This window comes from Pseudomonas sp. WJP1, assembly GCF_028471945.1.
Lineage (GTDB): Bacteria > Pseudomonadota > Gammaproteobacteria > Pseudomonadales > Pseudomonadaceae > Aquipseudomonas.
Window position 1 is genome coordinate 4,822,094 of sequence record NZ_CP110128.1, and the last position, 19,321, is coordinate 4,841,414.

Below are 19,321 nucleotides of genomic sequence, written 5' to 3' on the forward strand. Positions count from 1 at the left end.
ATTGCAATTTAAGCCCCGTAGCTTCATCCCATCGATTGCGAGGACACGAGAATGAGTACTGCCGCCCCCATCCTGCTCACCCCCGGCCCGTTGACCACTTCGGCCCGCACCCGTCAGGCGATGATGGTTGACTGGGGTTCATGGGATGACCGTTTCAACCAGCTGACCGCCAGCCTCTGCGAGCAACTGCTGGCGATCATCAACGGCGCGGCCAGCCACCACTGCGTGCCACTGCAAGGCAGCGGCACCTTCGCCGTCGAAGCGGCGATCGGCACGCTGGTGCCGCGCGACGGCAAGGTCCTGGTGCTGATCAACGGTGCCTATGGCAAGCGCCTGGCGAAGATCTGCGACGTGCTGGGGCGCTCGTTCAGCACCTTCGAAACCGCCGAAGACGAACCGACCACCGCCGCCGACGTCGACCGTCTGCTGCGGGCCGATGGCGGCATCACCCACGTGGCACTGATTCACTGCGAAACCAGCACCGGCATCCTCAATCCGCTGCCGGAAATCGCCCAGGTGGTCGCACAGCACGGCAAACGCCTGATCATCGACGCCATGAGCTCCTTCGGCGCGCTGCCGGTGGACGCCCAACAGGTGCCGTTCGATGCGCTGATCGCCGCTTCCGGCAAATGCCTGGAAGGCGTGCCGGGCATGGGTTTCGTTTTCGCCCGCAAAGAATCCCTGGCCAACGCCGCCGGCAACTCGCACTCCCTGGCGATGGACCTGCACGACCAACACACCTACATGGCCAAGACCGGGCAATGGCGCTTCACCCCGCCGACCCACGTGGTCGCCGCGCTGCACGAAGCCCTGCTGCAATACAACGAAGAAGGCGGCCTGCCCGCCCGGCACCAGCGCTATGCCGCCAACTGCCAGGCCCTGATGGAAGAGATGGCCACCCTAGGCCTGCGCAGCTTCCTGCCAGCCGCCATCCAGGCCCCGATCATCGCCACGTTCCATGCCCCGAAAGATCCGCGTTATCAGTTCAAGGAGTTCTACGAGCGGGTCAAGGCCAAGGGTTACATCCTCTACCCCGGCAAGCTGACCCAGGTCGAGACGTTCCGCGTCGGCTGCATCGGCCATGTGCAACCGGCGGAAATGCGCGAAGCGGTGGCGGCGATTGCCGAGGTGCTGCGCGAGATGGAAGTCCTAGAGATCTAAACCACACCCCGTTCCCCCTGTAGGAGTGAGCCTGCTCGCGATAGCGGTCTGGCATTCACCATTGATGTCGACTGACATGGCCTCATCGCGAGCAGGCTCACTCCTACATTGAATCGTATTGCCAATTCAGGAATTTGATCACCATGAACTACACCACCCCAACCAAACTGCAAGCCGCCATCCTCGACTGGGCCGGCACCGTGGTCGACTTCGGCTCGTTCGCGCCGACGCAGATTTTCGTCGAGGCCTTCGCCGAGTTCGACGTCCAGGTCTCCATCGAAGAGGCCCGTGGCCCGATGGGCATGGGCAAGTGGGACCACATCCGTACCCTGTGCGACCAGCCACAAGTCGCCGAGCGCTATCGCAAGGTGTTCGGCCGTACGCCGACTGACGATGACGTCACCGCCATCTACCAGCGTTTCATGCCACTGCAGATCGAGAAAATCGCCGAGCACTCGGCACTGATTCCCGGCGCCCTGGACACCATCGCCAACCTGCGCCAACAGGGGATCAAGATCGGCTCCTGCTCCGGTTATCCGAAACAGGTCATGGACAAAGTCGTCGAGCTGGCCGCCACCAACGGCTACGTGGCCGATCACGTGGTCGCCACCGACGAAGTGCCGAACGGCCGCCCATGGCCAGCCCAGGCGTTGGCCAACGTGATCGCCCTGGGCATCGACGATGTGGCCGCCTGCGTGAAGATCGACGACACCGTGCCGGGCATTCTCGAAGGCCGTCGTGCCGGCATGTGGACCGTGGCGCTGATCTGCTCGGGCAACGCGCTGGGCCTGGACTACGAAGGCTATCGTGCCCTGGACAGCGACACGCTCGACAGCGAGCGCAAGCGTATCCACGCCCTGTTCGTAGGCTCGCGCCCGCACTACATGATCGACACCATCACCGACTTGCCACAAGTTATTGCCGACATCAACCAGCGCCTGGCCAAAGGCGAGATGCCGCAAAGCAATTGATAACGCCTCTCTGTTGATGATAAAGCGCCAGCCCCATTCAAGGGCTGGCGCTTTTTTTCGCGCAATCCACTGATTTAGAGCATTGAACGCCCAATCGTCACAGGCAAGTGCGAAGAAACAGGATTACAGTTAAAGCACACCGTCGATCAAGAACGGTGGCTGCAAACCGGACCTGTGAGGAACACCGTATGCCGTGGAAGAATTCCGACTCGCGCTACAGCACCGTCTCGATCGCACTGCATTGGTTGATGCTGGTCCTGCTGGCGCTGGTTTACGCCTGCATCGAACTGCGCGGCCTCTTTCCCAAGGGTAGCGGTGGTCGAACGCTGATCGTGGAATCGCACTTCATGCTCGGCCTGACCGTGTTCGTGCTGGTCTGGCTACGCTTGTTCGCCCGTAGCCTCGGCCCGGCACCCCAGATCTTTCCGGCCTCGCCTCGCTGGCAAACGGTGCTGGCCAGATTGATGCACTGGGCGCTTTACCTCTTCATGATCGCCATGCCGATTCTTGGCTGGCTGGTCACCAGCGCCAAAGGTAACCAGGTGATGTTCTACGGCTTCGACCTGCCCCTTCTGGTCGCGGAAAACAAGGACCTGGCCAAGCAGATGCAGGGTTGGCACGTGCTCGGTGGCACCATCGGCTACTGGCTGATCGGCCTGCACGCCGTCGCCGGGCTGTATCACCACTATGTGGTGGGCGATAACACCTTGCTGCGGATGATGCCCAAGCGGGTGAACAGCGATACCTGAAACACCTGTCAGGTTTGTGGACTGAATCCCCGGCGGCCCTGCAAACCGCCGGTGTGGATAAAGATCAGCCGCGTGCCTGGGGCAAACCTCCCCGCCTCGACCTGCTGCCTGAGCGCCAGCAACGCCTTGCCGGTGTACAGCGGTTCCAGGGCAATGCCGCTGGCTTGTTCGGTTTGCTCGATGAATTCGAGCAACAGCGGGTCGACCTTGGCAAAGCCACCCCGGCTGGCGTCGAACAGTTCATAAGACGGAGCATTCACGCCCGCTTCCTCCACAATCCTCTCAACCTGCTGCACCACACCATGATCGTCGGGTACCGCCAGCGCACCGTAGACCGGGTGCTCCCCCGCTTCGGCCATGACCAGCCCGGCCAGGGTCGTGCCGGTCCCACAGGCCAGCCACCAACCGTTGTAGTCGCTCCAGCCCAGGCCACTCAGTTGCTGGCAGGCCAGTGCCTTGAGCTGCACGCAGCCTTGGGCTCCCGGCAAACCGCCACCGCCTTCCGGGACCGCAAGCAGATCGGGATACTGCGCCTGCCAGGGCTCCCAGAAGCCCGCCTCATGCCGCGCCCGATAGCCGCCGTAACCCAGCCAGTGCAGTTGCATGCCGAACGCCTGCAAATCGTTCACCGTTGGCGTTTGCTGAGCGTGCCCGCGCAACAGGCCGACCGTGGCAAAACCGAATCGCTTGCCGGCAGCGGCCAGCGCATGCAGGTGATTGGAATGCGCGCCACCGAGGCTGATGATGCCCTTGGCGCCTGCATGATCAGCGGCCTTGAGGTGTTCGGTGAGCTTGAACCACTTGTTGCCGCTGATCAGCGGGTCGATCTGGTCCAGACGCAGGATGGCGAGTTCGATGTTGGCGGTTTTTAGCCAGTCGAGATGGAGGGGTTCGAGGGGGGCTTGGGGTAGCCAGTCGAGGGGAGGAATAAGCATTGAGGCCGGCTCAGGTAAAGAGCCGGCATATTAGCAGCCTTGCGGACGCCATCGCGGGCAAGCCCGCTCCCACAGTGGATTTGCGTCGTTCACAAAATGCATGAGCAACCTGGAACCTGTGGGAGCGGGCTTGCCCGCGATAGCCATTGGCACGTTTGACCCGCGGATTACAACTCGGCCGCCAACCGCGATCCCTGGTTGATCGCCCGCTTGGCATCCAGCTCCGCCGCGACATCCGCGCCGCCGATCAGATGCACGTTCTGCCCCGCCGCCACCAGGCCGTCCTGCAACTCGCGCAGCGGATCCTGCCCGGCGCAGATCACGATGTTGTCCACTGGCAACACCTGCGGTTCACCGGTTTCGCCGATACGGATGTGCAGGCCTTGGTCGTCGATCTTCAGGTACTCGACGCTGTTGAGCATCTGCACCTGCTTGTTCTTAAGACCCGTGCGGTGAATCCAGCCGGTGGTCTTGCCCAGGCCGTCGCCAACCTTGGATTTCTTGCGTTGCAGCAGGAACACTTCGCGGGCCGGGGCATGGGGTGCCGCCTTGATCCCGGCGACACCGCCGCGTGCTTCGAGGTGCGTATCGATGCCCCACTCCTTCCAGAACTCATCGCGGTTCAGGCTGGTGGCCTCGCCCTGGTGCACCAGGAATTCCGAGACGTCGAAACCGATACCGCCGGCACCGATCACCGCGACACGCTTGCCCACCGGTTTGCGCTCAAGCAGCACCTCCAGGTAGCTCAGCACCTTGGCATTTTCCACGCCCTCAATCGCCGGCAACCGCGGCGCAATGCCAGTGGCCAGGATGATCTCGTCGTAGCCGCCCTCGACCAGCCTGGCGACATCGACGCGGGTGTTCAGGCACACCTCGACGTTGGTGGTCTGCAGTTTGCGACCGAAGTAACGCAGGGTCTCGAAGAACTCTTCCTTGCCCGGCACCCGTTTGGCGACGTTGAACTGGCCGCCGATTTCGCTGGCCGAATCAAACAGCGTCACTTCATGGCCACGCTCGGCGGCCACGGTCGCGGCGGACAAGCCGGCAGGCCCGGCACCGACCACGGCGATTTTCTTGATCTGCTGCACCGGCACATAGTTGAGTTCGGTTTCGTGGCAGGCACGCGGGTTGACCAGGCAACTGGTCAACTTGCCACCGAAGGTGTGGTCCAGGCACGCCTGGTTGCAACCGATGCAGGTGTTGATTTCATCGGCGCGACCTTCAGCGGCCTTGTTGACGAAGTCAGGGTCGGCCAGGAACGGCCGCGCCATGGACACCATGTCGGCATCGCCCTCGGCCAGGATCTGCTCGGCGACTTCCGGGGTGTTGATGCGGTTGGTGGTGATCAGCGGAATGTTCACCGAGCCGCGCAGCTTGGCCGTGACCTTGCTGAAGGCTGCGCGCGGCACCTTGGTGGCAATGGTCGGAATCCGCGCTTCGTGCCAGCCGATACCGGTGTTGATGATCGTGGCGCCGGCCTGCTCGATGGCCTTGGCCAACAGCACGATTTCTTCCCAGGTGCTGCCGCCTTCGACCAGGTCGAGCATCGACAGGCGGAAAATGATGATGAAGTTCGGGCCAACCGCCTCACGCACACGACGGACGATTTCCACCGGCAGGCGCATGCGGTTTTCGTAGCTGCCGCCCCAGCGGTCGGTGCGGTGGTTGGTGTGGGCGGCGAGGAACTGGTTAATGAAATAACCTTCGGAGCCCATGATTTCGACACCGTCGTACTCGGCCTGCTGGGCCAGGGTCGAGCAGGTGACGAAATCGCGGATTTGTTTCTCGATGCCTTCCTCGTCCAGCTCTTTAGGCTTGAACGGGTTGATCGGCGCCTGGATGGCGCTTGGCGCGACCTGTTTCGGGCTGTAGGCATAACGACCGGCGTGGAGGATCTGCATGCAGATCTTGCCGCCCGCCTCGTGCACCGCGCGGGTGACGATCTGGTGCTTGAGCGCTTCTTCCTCGGTGGTCAGCTTGGCCGCACCGGAATACACACCGCCCTCGTCGTTCGGGCCGATGCCCCCGGTGACCATCAGGCCGACACCACCACGGGCACGCTCGGCGAAGTACGCCGCCATGCGCTCGAAACCACCGGGCTTTTCCTCAAGGCCGGTGTGCATCGAACCCATCAGGGTACGGTTGCGCAACGTGGTGAATCCCAGGTCCAGCGGGGCCAGCAGGTGCGGGTAGTGAGCGGCGGTCATCGGTAACTCCACAGCGAGCGATCACGGATAAAGCGGGAGCTCTACGGCTCCCGTCAGTCATGTTCGACAGACTAAGAGCCGCACCGTCGGCACTCAATGACCGAAACTGACAACTTAATGACCGAAATGTGCGCTTTTTTCGGGCTAACGGCTGATTGCGAGAGGCAGCAAGCTGTCGACATCTGCCCGCCACGATGGGCAGTGAATGGCCAGACTCTGACGCTCGGTATTTGGTGGCCCTCTACCGCTTCGACGAGTCTGCTTTGCCTGCGCGAAACCACGGTCACCGACACTTTGCGCCAAACGCTCTACCTGTTCATTGAAGTTTTTTTGCCGTTAGCAGTATCACGGTGATCCCCGTGGTGTATTGGTCGGTGGCTGGACTGGAGTTGCCTATACTCGGATGGCGCGCAGGCTCAAGCACACCTCGACCGCCGTCACGGTGAGTGCCCATGTCCAACTCAGGTAGAACCCATGGTCCAATTGTTTCGCCGTCCCCGGATACTGCTCCTGCTACTGCCGTTTTTTGCTATTTGGCCATTTCGTACCTGGGCGTCGGACTGGGTCGTCAGTGTGGATGAGCGCAACGGCCTGCCAATGCTGGTGCGTGGTGGCAGTCCGGTAGTTGCTACGACATTCTCGTTCTTTGGGAGGAACTGGGACTGGACGTATTTGCAGACCGAATTCAAGGTAAACACCCCTTATCGATACTCCCTTGCAGGCAAAAACAAAGCGCTGGATTTCGACTTGACTGCGCAGATTCAGAAGCAAGGCGAGCAAAAACTGAGCTGGAACTTTACCCTGGATGCACACAGCGGGAAGTCTGGCGTTTCAGGTGGTGGCATCGTCTTCGAATTCGACCCCGCTCTTTTCGCTGGAGAAATGGGCGAGCCCACTTTGCTACCCGAAAACCGCGGCTGGACCTGGGGCAATGCACAAGGTCGACGCATCGAAATGCGCTTCGAGCCCGCACTGGCGGGTGTGTACTTTGAATCGGGCAGTAAATCCGAGGTGCGCGCTTTTTTCTACAAGAACACGATCAAACCTGGCCGCCAGGATTTCACAGCCACCTTGAGCGTTTCTGGCGATGTGGCGGTCGGCCCGACCACTACCGAGCGCTTCGGGCTGTCGGACCCAAAGAGCTGGCCGACTGACAAGCTCGACTGGAAATCCTCGCCGGTCGACCTGTCCTTTCTCAACACTCAGGAAAAACCTGCAGGCAAGCGCGGCTTCGTCAAAGCCTCCGGCGAGCAATTGCTATTTGCCGACAACACGGCGGCGCGTTTCTGGGGCACCAACCTTTCGGCCTACACGCTGTTCCTCACGCCAGACGATGCAATCAAGCTGCAGGCCAAACGCCTGTCGGCACTGGGCTTCAATCTCGTACGACTGCACCACCATGACTCGCCATGGGTCTTCCCGAACATCTTTGGCGACGGTAGGGTCACGCGCAGCACCCAGCAACTGAGCCCGCAATCGCTGAAAAAAATCGACTGGTGGATCAAGTGCCTGAAAGACGAAGGCATTTATGTGTGGCTCGATCTGCACGTCCAGCGAGTCTTCACTGAAAACGACAACATTTATGGCTTCGATGAATTGCCAAAAGAAGAGCAGAATTTTACCTATCTCAAGGGCTATTCCTATGTGAATCTCACCATTCAGAAAGCCATGAAGCGCTTTGCCGAAGCCTACCTGACCCATGTAAACAGCTACACCGGTCTCGCCTACAAAGACGACCCGGCGATCGCCGCCGTATTGATTACCAACGAAAACGACGTCACCAATCACTTTGGCAACGCCTTGTTGCCAGACAAGAATTTGCCGAAGCACAATCGCGTCTACATGGCGGAGGCCGAGGCTTTTGCCAAGCAGCACAATCTGTCTGCAGACCAGACCTGGCGCTCCTGGGAGCCAGGCTCCTCCAAGCTGTTCCTTAACGATCTGGAGCGACGTTTCAACGTCGACATGATTCAACACCTGCGTGGAATAGGCGTGAAGGTCCCCATCGCAACAACCAGTAGCTGGGGCCGCAATGGTCTGAACTCCCTGCCGGCCCTTACCGCCGGCGACGTAATCGACGTCCATAGCTACGGGGGTTCGGGACAGATAGAGAAAAACCCGCTCTACAGCGACGGCATAGTGAATTGGCTTGCTGCCGGCCAGGTCACCGGCAAACCCTTGACTGTCACCGAGTGGAACAATGAGCCCTTCCCGACACCAGACCGTCACTCGCTGCCACTCTATATCGCCGGCACCGCCAGACACCAAGGCTGGGATGCACTGATGCAATATGCCTACAGCCAGGAGCCACTGGGGGGCGAAGACATGAGTGCCAGCAACTGGCACACCTATAACGACCCTGCAATGCTGGCCACTCTGCCCGCCGCTGCCTTGCTTTATCGCCGTGCAGACGTTCGCGAAGCAACAACGACCTACGTCTTCGCGCCGACGCCAAGCACCCTGTTCAACCAAATGATCACACCGGCCAACTCTGCTCTACTGCGCACAGCCATGGAGAAAGGCAAGCTGGAAATCGCGATGCCACAGACGCCGCAATTGCCTTGGTTGCAACAGAGCGTTATCCCAAGCAATGCACAGGAATTTCATGACCCTGGCCAGTCGCTGCTGGACACCAATGCCAGCGAGTCCACGACAGACACGGGTGAGCTAAAGCGCAACTGGAAACAAGGCATCTACACCATCAATACACCACGTACCCAGGCCGCTACCGGCTGGATCGGCGGCGAGTCGATCAGCCTCGGCAACATTCAAGTTCAAGTGAAGACCGCCAACGCCAGTGTGGTGGTGCAAAGTCTGGACGACGCGCCTTTGGGCCGATCGCAGGATTTACTGATTTCGTTAGGCACCCGTGCCATCCCCCAAGACGACGCCAAAATACCTTTTTACGTTGAGCCCCTCGAGGGCACGCTAACAATCCAGGCGCCGCAAGGCTTGACACTGTTCACCCACGGCATTCTGGGGCAAATGAAGAAGCTGCCCGCGACCTACCTTGATGGCCGCTATACAATCAAGTTCGACGGCCTGCAGGCGTCGAACTGGTTGTTTTTGAAAAAAGGCGTCACGCAAGCACAACCTTAGGCGACGTGAGATGACTTTGAAGCCTTACTGCCGTGGAATTGCACGCCAGACCTGAAATCAGGAAGTCAACCTGATGGATCAACGCCTTGCGGCGTTGTTCAGCGAGGGCTATTTAATGGGTGTCAAAATCGAACGATGGAACATAGCCTGCGCCGAGCAGATGTGGACATTTCGACGATACAAAATCATCACTTAATAAATCATCCGAACTTTTATACTTATTCGTGAAAACCCCAGTGATATTTAAAAGAGTATGGGGCAAGGATGATATGCTGATTTTCTGACTTTCTCTTTCCCTCAGCTTTAAAAGCTTGAGCGATTGCTGACTTGAAACATTATCCGACGCCCAGATAAATGCCGAAACCGGGAGGTCATATTTATTGCCAATCCCATGACCCAAGAGCCCTTGACTGTCATCCATCATGTTTTCACCATGATCCGATGAATAAAACAAGACAGATGGTTTTTTGCTTGACTTCAATTGATCAATAATTGTGCTCAATAGCCAGTCCGTATATAGAATACTATTATCATATTCCGCGGTAATTTTGTCTTTGAAGCTGTTTGTTGACGGCTGGAATTTATCGAAATGTTCTGGGTATCGGCGTGAATACTCGAAATGACTACCCTTGACATGAATAAATATGGCTTTCTTTTCTGTATCGCCTTTTTTTAGTATTTTTTCATATTCTGAAATTAATGCTCCATCATAGCTTCTCTCAAAATAATGACGGTACTGTGCCTCTGCAGCTATTTGTGGAATTATTCCGCCAAAACTATCAACTTCCTGCACAGACAACCAATAGGTCATGTACCCGGCTGCGCGATATATACTCACCAATGATTTTGTTGACACAATGGATTCCCAATCCCATATAGGCTCAAGGCTCAACATTGAAGGAACCGCAAACGCGGTATATGGGGCTGTCGTGCAAATATGATTAAACTTGAAAATCCCCGCCTGCTTACCGAGATTTGGGGTTGTTTCCTTGTGATAACCGTAGAGGGACCAGTTGTGCGGCCGTGATGACTCACCGATCACAAAAACAATAGTTTCTATATTTGATTGATCCGACATGCTGGTTATTTTTACATCAGCCTCTCGACGACGCTTGATAAGTTTCTCCGTCCCCAAATACAAGTCTGCAGTAAGGGCAATTTGCGATAAATAACCTACTGGCGTGCTTTGATCTTTTGCAAGGAGATCCATGACTGCAGATTTCCCGAGAGAATTAAGTTTGACAGTTTTATAAAAATACGCCCCATACCCCACCAGCAAGGCGCTAACAACCAGAACAAAAATACCTTTGTTTTTATATAATTCGCGCTTATGCAGGCCTATTAATCCAACCCCATAGCAAAATATGAAAATCACCAAAACGATACTGATGGACTGCCAATAGGTCGGTAAAAAATCGCTTGCCTCCTTATAGTTTGTCAAACCAATAAATATATAGGCCGCTGTTAATTTTGAGTTGAAATTTAAAACCAAAAAGAGATCAACAGCTGCTACCAAATAAAATGGCAGCAGAATGATGTGAACTTTGAATTGATTGGATGAAATAAATCTAATTGCCAAAAGCCACAACACCGACATGCCAAGGGTGTAAAAGACCAATAAATCAATTTTAGAGTGTTGATAGTTTGTTAGCGTTCTAACAATCAACGGTGATAGCAGATATGACCACAATACTAAATTTGGCCATTCTGCTTTTAATATTTTAAATGAGTAATCGATAATTTTGGCAGAGTTTTTCATTTGATAATTATTCTCGCAGGATACCCATATGCCTCCTCAGAGGGTAGCTCCAATTGGCGCGCTCGCTGTATCTCGTTAAAAATATTCTCTCCTTTGGCGTCCAAACGTAGCGAGTCTCGGCTATAGCGCGGTTCAGACACTGAGGGCAACACTATTCTTGTCAGCACGCGGGTCAACTCGCAGGAGATTATCCGCGACCTGCCTTCAAGCCGGCGCCCCCAACAACTGACTCAACACCGCACGCAACTTGCCGGGTTTCACCGGTTTGTTCAGCAGCGGCGCTTCAAGTCGTTGCAGTGAGCGCCGGCACTGATCGGTACGATCCGCGGTGATGATCACCGCAGGAATCGGCTGGCGGTAATGCTCGCGCAAATGCCTGACCACGTCACATCCCACCACGCCGTGGTCAAGGTGATAGTCCGCCAGAATCAGTTCCGGTGCCTGGCCCGCCAGGGCCGCCACCGCCGAGGCTTCATCGGTGGCCGTGACGACGTCGCAGCCCCACTGCCCGAGCAACGCGCTCATGCTCTCAAGGATGCTCACTTCATTGTCCAGCACCAGCAAACGCCGGCCCGGCAACGGATTACCCGTGCCCGGTTGAGGCGCCGTGAGGCTGATGGGCAACGGCACCTCACGGGAAATCGGCACCTCGATGCTGAACATCGACCCCCGGCCCGGCAGTGAATGCACCTGGATCCGGTAATCGAGGATTTTCGCGATGCGCTCGACGATCGCCAGCCCCAGCCCCACGCCCTTGCGGTCGGCCGCGCGGCCGACGTCCAGTTGATTGAATTCGAGGAAGATCGAATCGAGGCGATCGGCCGGGATCCCGCGCCCGGTATCCCACACTTCCAGGCGCAGCCTGTCGCCCCGGCGCCTTGCCGCGAGCAGGATGCTGCCTTCGTCGGTGTAGCGGCAGGCGTTGCTGAGGAAGTTGCGCAGGATCCGGGTCATCAGGCGCAAGTCCGTACAAATGGCGTAGTCGCCCATGTGCACACGCAAACGCAAGCCGGCGGCCTCGGCCACCGACTGGAACTCCGAGACCAATGGCCCGAGCAATTCGTCGAGGCGGTACAGCGCGACATCCGGCTTGACCGCCGCTTGATCGAGCCTTGAGATATCGAGCAAATCGGTGAGCAGATCCTCAGCGCCTTCCAGTGCCTGGTGAGTGCGTTCGACCAGCACCTGCTCGACTTCGGGCAGCTTGCGCTCACGCAAGGTGGAGATCAGCAACCGCGCGGCGTTGAGGGGTTGCAGCAGGTCGTGACTGGCGGCGGCGAGGTATTTGTCCTTGCTGTGATTGGCCGCCTCCGCGGCGTCACGGGCATCGCGCAAGGCTTCGGCGATCTGCTTGCGCTGGGTGATCTGCTGTTGCAGGTTGCGGTTGGCTTCCAGCAGCTCATCGGTGCGCGCGGTCACGCGCTGCTCCAGCTCGTCATTGAGTTGCTGCAGGCGTTGCTGGGCGAGTTTGCGTTCGGTGATGTCGGCGACGAACCCTTCCACCAGCCCTTCCTGACCGGGCTTGAGCAGCAGGTTCATCAGCACGTCGAGACAGCTGCCATCCTTGCGTCGCAACTGGGTTTCATAGCCGTGCAGGCTGCCCTGGTGGGTGAGGATTTCGCCAATGTCTTCCAGCTCCCGCACGCCGCCGACAAACAGGTTGCTGGCCAGGTCCGCCAGGGAGAACAGCACCTCCTGCGGGTCTTGATAGCCGAGCATGCGCGCCATTGCCGGGTTGGCGGCGCGCATGCCGTCTTGCAGGCTGGCCTGGAAAATCCCGTGGACCGCGTTTTCGAACAGCCATTTGTAGCGGTTGCGCTCAGCTTCCAGTTCATCCAGGCGCGCGGCCAGTTCCGGGTAATGGCTCTTGCGCGCCGAATGACTGCCTAATCCGAGCAGTCCGGCCAGCGCCCGTTGTTGCTGTTCGTCAGAGGGCTTCGCCATAGACGACCTCGACATCACGCTGGCTGGATTCGCGCGGGTTGGTAAGGATGCACGGATCATCCATGGCGTGTTGCGACAGGAAGGGAATGTCCGACGTACTGACCCCATGCAAACCGAGGGTTTCGTGGAAACCGATGGCGTGTTTCAGCGCGATCAGGTGCTCGACCAGGCGCCCGCAGATCTGCCGCTGGTTCAGGCCTCGGCAGTCGATGCCAAAGGTCTCGGCAATCACCTTGAAACGATCCGGTGACGAGCTGTAGTTGAACGCCACGACGTGTTCCACCAGCACCGCGTTGCACAGCCCATGGGGCAGGTCGAGAAAGCCGCCGAGACTGTGGGACATGGCATGCACCGCGCCAAGGATCGCGTTGGAGAACGCCAGCCCGGCCTGCATGCTGCCGAGCATGATTTTCTCGCGCAGGGCGATGTCCGTCGGGTTGGCGATCATCTGCACCAGGTTGCCGTTGATCAGGCGCATGGCTTCCAGCGCATGGGGATCGGTCAGTGGCCCGTGCCCCGTGGACACGAAGGCTTCGATGGCGTGCACCAGCGCATCGATACCGGTACAGGCCGACAGGAACGGGTCCATGCTCAGGGTGGTTTCGGGGTCGATCAGCGACACATCCGGCACCACCGCCTTGCTGACGATGGAGAACTTCATGCGCTCCTGCTGATTGGAGATGATCACGAATTGCGAAACGTCGGCCGAGGTGCCGGCGGTGGTCGGAATCAGGATCAGCGGCGGGCTCGGCACGCGGATGGTGTCCACGCCTTCGAACTCGAGGATGCTGCGGCCATGGGCGACGACGATGCCGATGCCTTTACCGCAATCCATCGGGCTGCCGCCGCCGACGGCGACGATCACATCGCAGTGGTTTTCCCGGTACAGCTCGGCACCCAGCATCACCTCTTCCACCCGCGGGTTGGGCGAGACGCCACTGTAGAGGCAATATTCGATGCCCAGGGCTTGCAGGCTGGCTTCGACATCCGCGACCCAACCGGCGGCAATCACCCCGGGGTCGCTGACCACAAGGACCTTGCGCGCGCCAAAGGTCTTGGCGTAGTTGCCGACGTTGTGCCGGCAGCCGGCACCGAAGATGATTTCAGGCGAAACGAATTTACGCAGCTGGCTGAGACTCTGGCTCATTGGAAAGCCTGTTTTTTATTGTTTTGGAAGGTAAAGCCACACTAACCCATCCGGCCATTAATGCAATCAGACCAATGGCTGGAATCATCGCAGATCCCTTGTAGGAGTGAGCCTGCTCGCGATGGTGTGTCAGTCGCCACCTGCTTCGCTGACACACCATCGCGAGCAGGCTCACTCCTACAGGGGATTTGCGGTGTTCGGCTTATCCGCGGTAGATCAGGCGCGAAGCTTTCTCATTGCGCAACGTCAGGTGTTCCATGCCCAGCCCCGGTGCATCGGCCTCCTCGCAGGCCTTGAGGATGACGCCATGGTGTGGCGACTTGCTGCACACCGGGTCGGCGTTCTCGGCATCGCCGGTCAACATGAACGCCTGGCAGCGGCAGCCACCCAGGTCCTTGTGTTTCTCATCGCAGGAACGACAGGGTTCCTTCATCCAGGCATCGCCACGAAAACGGTTGAAGCCAAACGAATCGTTCCAGATATGTTCGATGCTGTGTTCGCGCACGTTGGGAAACTGCACCGGTAGTTGCCGGGCGCTGTGACACGGCAACGCCGTACCGTCCGGAGTGATGTCGAGAAACAGGTTGGCCCAGCCGTTCATGCAGGTTTTCGGACGCTCTTCGTAGTAATCCGGGGTGACGAATATCAGCTTGCACGGGTGGCCTTGCGCCTCAAGACGCTGGCGATACTCGTTGGTGATGCGCTCGGCGCGCTGCAATTGCTCGCGTGTCGGCAACAGGCCGACGCGGTTGAGCTCGGCCCAGCCATAGAACTGGCAGGTGGCCAACTCGACGAAGTCCGCTTCCAGCTCCAGGCACAAATCGATGATCCTGGCGATGTCATCAATGTTGTGTCGGTGGGTGACGAAATTGAGCACCATCGGATAACCCTGGGCTTTCACCGCCCGGGCCATCGCCAGTTTCTGCGCGAAGGCCTTGCGCGAGCCGGCGAGCATGTTGTTCACCGCTTCGTCGGCGGCCTGGAAACTGATCTGGATGTGATCGAGCCCGGCGACCTTGAAGTCCCGCACTTTCTGCTCGGTCAGGCCGATGCCCGAGGTGATCAGGTTGGTGTAGTAACCCATGTCCCGCGCGGCCTTGATCAACTCGGCCAGGTCTTGCCGAACCAGTGGCTCGCCACCGGAAAAGCCCAATTGCGCGGCGCCCATGTCCCGCGCCTCACGGAATACGCGAATCCATTCCTGCGTGCTCAGTTCCTCGCCGTGCCGGGCGAAATCCAAAGGGTTGGAGCAATACGGACACTGCAACGGACAGCGATAGGTCAGCTCCGCCAACAGCCACAAGGGTGGCCCCGGCAGCGCGTCACTCGATCCAGAATTGCGCATGGGCCACCTCCAGGAAGGCCAGCACGTCCTCGTCGATTCCCGGCACGTCGGGAAAACTCGCCGTCAGCCGATCGATGATCGCCGCGACGCTACGCTGGCCGTCCAGCAGATCGAGAATCTGCCCCGCACTGGCGTTGAGCTTGATCATGCCTTCGGGGTACAGCAGCACGTGGCAGTCCTGGCGCGGTTCCCATTGCAGGCGAAAGCCGCGGCGCAATGAAGGTGACTGCTCGCGGTTGATCAGGTTCACAGGGCAATCCCCCGGTGCCAGACGTTGTCGCGGGTGACGGTGTGATACGGCGGGCGCTCCAGCTCGTAGGCCATGCTCATGGCATCGAGCATGCTCCACAGCACATCGAGCTTGAATTGCAGGATCTGCAGCATGCGTTGTTGGGCCTCGAGGGTGACGTAGTGTGCCAGGGTGATGCGCAAGCCGTGCTCGACATCGCGCCGGGCCTGGCTCAGCCGCGTACGGAAGTAGTCGTAGCCGGCGACGTCGATCCACGGGTAATGGGTCGGCCAGGCATCGAGTCGCGATTGATGGATCTGCGGTGCGAACAGCTCGGTCAGCGAGCTGCTGGCCGATTCCTGCCAACAGGCACGACGGGCGAAATTGACGTAGGCATCCACGGCGAAACGTACGCCGGGGAGCACCAGCTCCTGGGATAGAATTTGCTCGCGATCCAGCCCCACCGCCTCGCCCAGGCGCAACCAGGCTTCGATGCCGCCTTCGCTGCCAGGGACGCCGTCGTGATCGAGGATGCGTTGCAGCCATTCGCGGCGCACTTCACGGTCGGGGCAATTGGCGAGGATGGCGGCATCCTTGAGCGGGATGTTGAGCTGATAGTAAAAGCGATTGGCGACCCAGCCCTGGATCTGTGCGCGAGTGGCGCGGCCGGCGTACATGGCTTGGTGGAATGGGTGGTGGATGTGGTAGTAGGCGCCTTTGGCGCGCAGGGCCTGCTCGAATTCAGTGGGGGTCATCGGTGTGTTGGTCATTTCGGGTCTCCCGGGAATCTTCGGTGTCTGATCCGGCCCTATCGCTGGCAAGCCAGCTCCCACAGGTTTTGTGTACGCCGCTGATCCTTGTGGGAGCTGGCTTGCCAGCGATAGGGCCATCAGCTACAGCTCAATACTCATGCCGTCATAAGCCACCTCGATCCCCCGCCGCTCCAGCAGCGCCCGCTCGGCCGAGTCTTCATCGAGGATCGGATTGGTGTTGTTGATGTGGATCAGCACCTTGCGCTGGCGGGGGAAACCTTCCAGCACTTCCAGCATGCCGCCGGGCCCGCTTTGTGCCAGATGGCCCATTTCGCTGCCCAGGCTCTGGCCGACTTCACAAATGCGCATCTCGTCGTCGCGCCACAGGGTGCCGTCCAGCAACAGGCAATCGGCGCGCTGCATCCAGGCCAGTACCTGATCATCGACCTGCCCCAGGCCAGGTGCGTAAAACAGCGAGGCACCGCTGCGCTGGTCTTCAACGAACAAACCAATGGTGTCGCCCGGTTGCGGATCGCCGCGATTGGGCGAATACGGCGGTGCGTTGCTGACCAATGGAATCGCATGAAACCGCAGGTGCGCGCAGGCGCCGATACTGAACGGCTCACGCTCCAGCGCTATCGGTTGCCAATGCAATCCACCGTTCCAGTGCCTGAGCATGGTGAACAGCGGGAAGCCGCTGCTGAGGTCCTGATGAACCCGCTCGGTGCACCACACCTTATGGGGGCAGCCTTCACGCAGGCTCAGCAGACCGGTGCAGTGATCGATGTGGCTGTCCAGCAACACCACGCCAGCAATGGCGCTGTCACGCAAGCGGCGCGCCGGTTGCAGCGGCGCAAAACCCTCGAGTTGCGCGCGGATGTCCGGCGAAGCATTGCACAGCACCCAGTCCACACCGTTGTCGCTCAGGGCAATCGAGGACTGTGTGCGACGCCGGGACCGCAGGCTGCCATTGCGCACACCGGCGCACTGGCGGCAGTTGCAGTTCCACTGCGGGAAACCACCGCCAGCGGCGGAACCGAGAACGCGGATGTGCATGGGCAATGCTCCAGAAGGCAGGCCCGGCCAACGCAACGGCTGGCCGGGCGGACAATCAACGGTTGGCGAAATACATCGTCACTTCGAAGCCAATGCGCAGATCGGTAAACGCGGGTTTAGTCCACATGGGTCATTCCTCTTCTTGTGCCGGGTGAGTCCGGTAGCACCATTAATGCACGGCGCGCCGGGCGCCCGAATGCTACTTTCGAAGGAGGTTTGGGGGTGCGTTGGTAGGGGGTGCTGACACACAAAAACAATGTAGGAGTGAGCCTGCTCGCGATGAGGTCTGGACATTCAACGTTGATGTTGAATGTCGGACCGCTATCGCGAGCAGGCTCACTCCTACAGGGGGTTGTGGTGTTTTTGAAAGGGTTAGAAGAACCCAAGCGGATTGATGTCGTAGCTCACCAGCAGGTTCTTGGTCTGCTGATAATGGTCGAGCATCATCTTGTGGTTCTCCCGGCCGACGCCAGACTTCTTGTAGCCACCGAACGCCGCATGCGCCGGGTACAGGTGGTAGCAGTTGGTCCACACGCGCCCGGCCTTGATCGCCCGGCCCATGCGGTAGGCGCGGTTGATGTCGCGGGTCCAGAGGCCGGCGCCGAGGCCGAACTCGCTGTCGTTGGCGATGGCCAGCGCTTCGGCTTCGTCCTTGAAGGTGGTGACGCCCACCACCGGGCCGAAGATTTCTTCCTGGAACACGCGCATTTTGTTGTGGCCCTTGAGCAGCGTCGGCTGGATGTAATAGCCGCTGGACAGGTCGCCTTCCAGGCGCTCGGCCGCGCCGCCGGTGAGCAGCTCGGCGCCCTCCTCCTGGGCGATGGTCAGGTACGAAAGAATCTTGTCGTATTGCTGTTCCGATGCCTGGGCGCCGACCATGGTCTCGGTGTCCAGCGGGTTGCCGCGTTTGATCTTGACGATCTTCTTCATGACCTCGGCCATGAAGGGCTCGTAGATCGACTCCTGGACCAATGCCCGCGACGGACAGGTGCACACTTCGCCCTGGTTGAAAAACGCCAGCACCAGACCTTCGGCGGCTTTTTCGATGAACGCAGGTTCCGCGTTCATGATGTCTTCGAAGAAGATGTTCGGCGACTTGCCGCCCAGTTCGACGGTGCTCGGAATGATGTTCTCGGCGGCGCAATGCATGATGTGCGCACCCACCGGGGTCGAGCCGGTGAAGGCGATCTTGGCGATACGCTTGCTGGTGGCCAGGGCCTCGCCGGCTTCGCGACCGAAGCCCTGGACGATGTTCAGTACACCCGCCGGCAGCAAGTCGGCGATCAGTTCGGCGAAGACCATGATCGACAGCGGCGTTTGCTCGGCGGGCTTGAGCACGATGCAGTTACCGGCGGCCAGTGCCGGCGCGAGTTTCCAGGCGGCCATCAGCAGCGGGAAGTTCCACGGAATGATTTGCCCGACCACGCCCAGGGGTTCGTGGAAGTGATAGGCGGTGGTCAGCTCGTTGATCTCGGCAGCGCCGCCTTCCTGGGCACGGATGCAGCCAGCGAAATAACGAAAGTGGTCGGCCGCCAGTGGCACGTCGGCGTTGAGGGTTTCACGCACCGCCTTGCCGTTGTCCCAGGTTTCGGTGACGGCGAGGATTTCCAGGTTCTGCTCGATGCGATCGGCGATTTTCAACAACACCAGTGAGCGGTCCTGGGCTGAGGTTTTGCCCCAGGCATCAGCGGCGGCATGCGCGGCGTCGAGGGCCTTGTCGATGTCGGCGGCGCTGGAGCGCGGGAATTCGGCGATCACTTCACCGTTGACCGGCGAGGTGTTGGTGAAGTACTCGCCATTGACCGGCGCGACGAATTCGCCGCCGATGAAGTTGCCGTAGCGTGGCTTGAAGGTAACGACGGCGCCGGGTGTTCCGGGTTGGGCGTAGATCATGATGGGCCTCTGTCTGGGTCGATGCCTGTACAGGCGATGAACCGATACTAGAGAGCCCCGCGCGCCAGACGAAT

15 protein-coding genes are annotated in these 19,321 nt (G+C 59.3%); 4 read left to right on the forward strand and 11 right to left on the reverse strand.

Annotated features, from left to right (window positions below; translation table 11 throughout):
- The first annotated feature begins 51 nt into the window (after positions 1–51).
- The 3 genes from OH720_RS21660 (at position 52) to OH720_RS21670 (ending at position 2,881) form a co-directional block, all read left to right on the forward strand.
- A complete protein-coding gene (locus OH720_RS21660; protein WP_272602851.1) occupies positions 52–1,161 on the forward strand; it encodes a 2-aminoethylphosphonate--pyruvate transaminase in 1,110 nt (369 codons plus the stop codon).
- Positions 1,162–1,304: 143 nt separating this feature from the next.
- Positions 1,305–2,132: a phosphonoacetaldehyde hydrolase gene (phnX, locus tag OH720_RS21665; protein WP_272602852.1), complete on the forward strand. Its 828-nt coding sequence runs from the start codon at positions 1,305–1,307 to the stop codon at positions 2,130–2,132.
- Positions 2,133–2,320: 188 nt separating this feature from the next.
- On the forward strand, positions 2,321–2,881 hold the full coding sequence (locus tag OH720_RS21670; RefSeq protein WP_272602853.1) for a cytochrome b: 561 nt from the start codon (positions 2,321–2,323) through the stop codon (positions 2,879–2,881).
- Between the two features lie 8 nt (positions 2,882–2,889).
- On the opposite strand, the gene OH720_RS21675 is transcribed toward OH720_RS21670, so the two are convergent.
- Entirely contained in the window at positions 2,890–3,816 is a 927-nt protein-coding gene (locus tag OH720_RS21675; protein ID WP_272602854.1) for a 1-aminocyclopropane-1-carboxylate deaminase/D-cysteine desulfhydrase, read from the reverse strand.
- Positions 3,817–3,983: 167 nt separating this feature from the next.
- Complete coding sequence (locus tag OH720_RS21680; protein ID WP_272602855.1) at positions 3,984–6,023, reverse strand: NADPH-dependent 2,4-dienoyl-CoA reductase; 2,040 nt, start codon at positions 6,021–6,023, stop codon at positions 3,984–3,986.
- Between the two features lie 474 nt (positions 6,024–6,497).
- Between OH720_RS21680 and OH720_RS21685 the strand changes: the two genes are divergently transcribed.
- The gene (locus OH720_RS21685; RefSeq protein ID WP_272602856.1) at positions 6,498–9,122 is read left to right on the forward strand and encodes a glycosyl hydrolase family 5; all 2,625 of its coding nucleotides are present in this window, start codon (positions 6,498–6,500) and stop codon (positions 9,120–9,122) included.
- A 112-nt stretch (positions 9,123–9,234) separates the two neighbouring features.
- On the opposite strand, the gene OH720_RS21690 is transcribed toward OH720_RS21685, so the two are convergent.
- From OH720_RS21690 to exaC, 9 genes are all read right to left on the reverse strand, one after another.
- Positions 9,235–10,881 carry a phosphoethanolamine transferase gene (locus tag OH720_RS21690; RefSeq protein WP_272602857.1) on the reverse strand — a complete coding sequence of 549 codons (1,647 nt, stop codon included), beginning with the start codon at positions 10,879–10,881 and terminating at the stop codon, positions 9,235–9,237.
- A 204-nt stretch (positions 10,882–11,085) separates the two neighbouring features.
- A complete protein-coding gene (locus OH720_RS21695) occupies positions 11,086–12,825 on the reverse strand; it encodes a PAS domain-containing hybrid sensor histidine kinase/response regulator (protein WP_272602858.1) in 1,740 nt (579 codons plus the stop codon).
- Positions 12,809–13,972: an alcohol dehydrogenase-like regulatory protein ErcA gene (ercA, locus tag OH720_RS21700; protein WP_272602859.1), complete on the reverse strand. Its 1,164-nt coding sequence runs from the start codon at positions 13,970–13,972 to the stop codon at positions 12,809–12,811. Before ercA ends, OH720_RS21695 begins: the two co-directional genes overlap by 17 nt.
- Positions 13,973–14,174: 202 nt before the next feature.
- Positions 14,175–15,317: a pyrroloquinoline quinone biosynthesis protein PqqE gene (gene pqqE, locus OH720_RS21705; protein ID WP_272602860.1), complete on the reverse strand. Its 1,143-nt coding sequence runs from the start codon at positions 15,315–15,317 to the stop codon at positions 14,175–14,177.
- Positions 15,295–15,567, reverse strand: coding sequence for a pyrroloquinoline quinone biosynthesis peptide chaperone PqqD (pqqD, locus tag OH720_RS21710; RefSeq protein ID WP_272602861.1), 273 nt, complete (start codon positions 15,565–15,567; stop codon positions 15,295–15,297). The genes pqqE and pqqD overlap by 23 nt, the downstream gene beginning before the upstream one ends.
- Positions 15,564–16,316 (reverse strand): pyrroloquinoline-quinone synthase PqqC, encoded by a 753-nt coding sequence (gene pqqC, locus OH720_RS21715; RefSeq protein ID WP_272602862.1) that lies wholly within the window; start codon positions 16,314–16,316, stop codon positions 15,564–15,566. Before pqqC ends, pqqD begins: the two co-directional genes overlap by 4 nt.
- A gap of 123 nt (positions 16,317–16,439) precedes the next feature.
- Entirely contained in the window at positions 16,440–17,354 is a 915-nt protein-coding gene (gene pqqB, locus OH720_RS21720) for a pyrroloquinoline quinone biosynthesis protein PqqB (protein ID WP_272602863.1), read from the reverse strand.
- Positions 17,355–17,409: 55 nt separating this feature from the next.
- Entirely contained in the window at positions 17,410–17,481 is a 72-nt protein-coding gene (pqqA, locus tag OH720_RS21725) for a pyrroloquinoline quinone precursor peptide PqqA (protein ID WP_003253598.1), read from the reverse strand.
- Positions 17,482–17,726: 245 nt separating this feature from the next.
- On the reverse strand, positions 17,727–19,247 hold the full coding sequence (exaC, locus tag OH720_RS21730) for an acetaldehyde dehydrogenase ExaC (protein ID WP_110754382.1): 1,521 nt from the start codon (positions 19,245–19,247) through the stop codon (positions 17,727–17,729).
- Positions 19,248–19,321 lie beyond the last annotated feature (74 nt).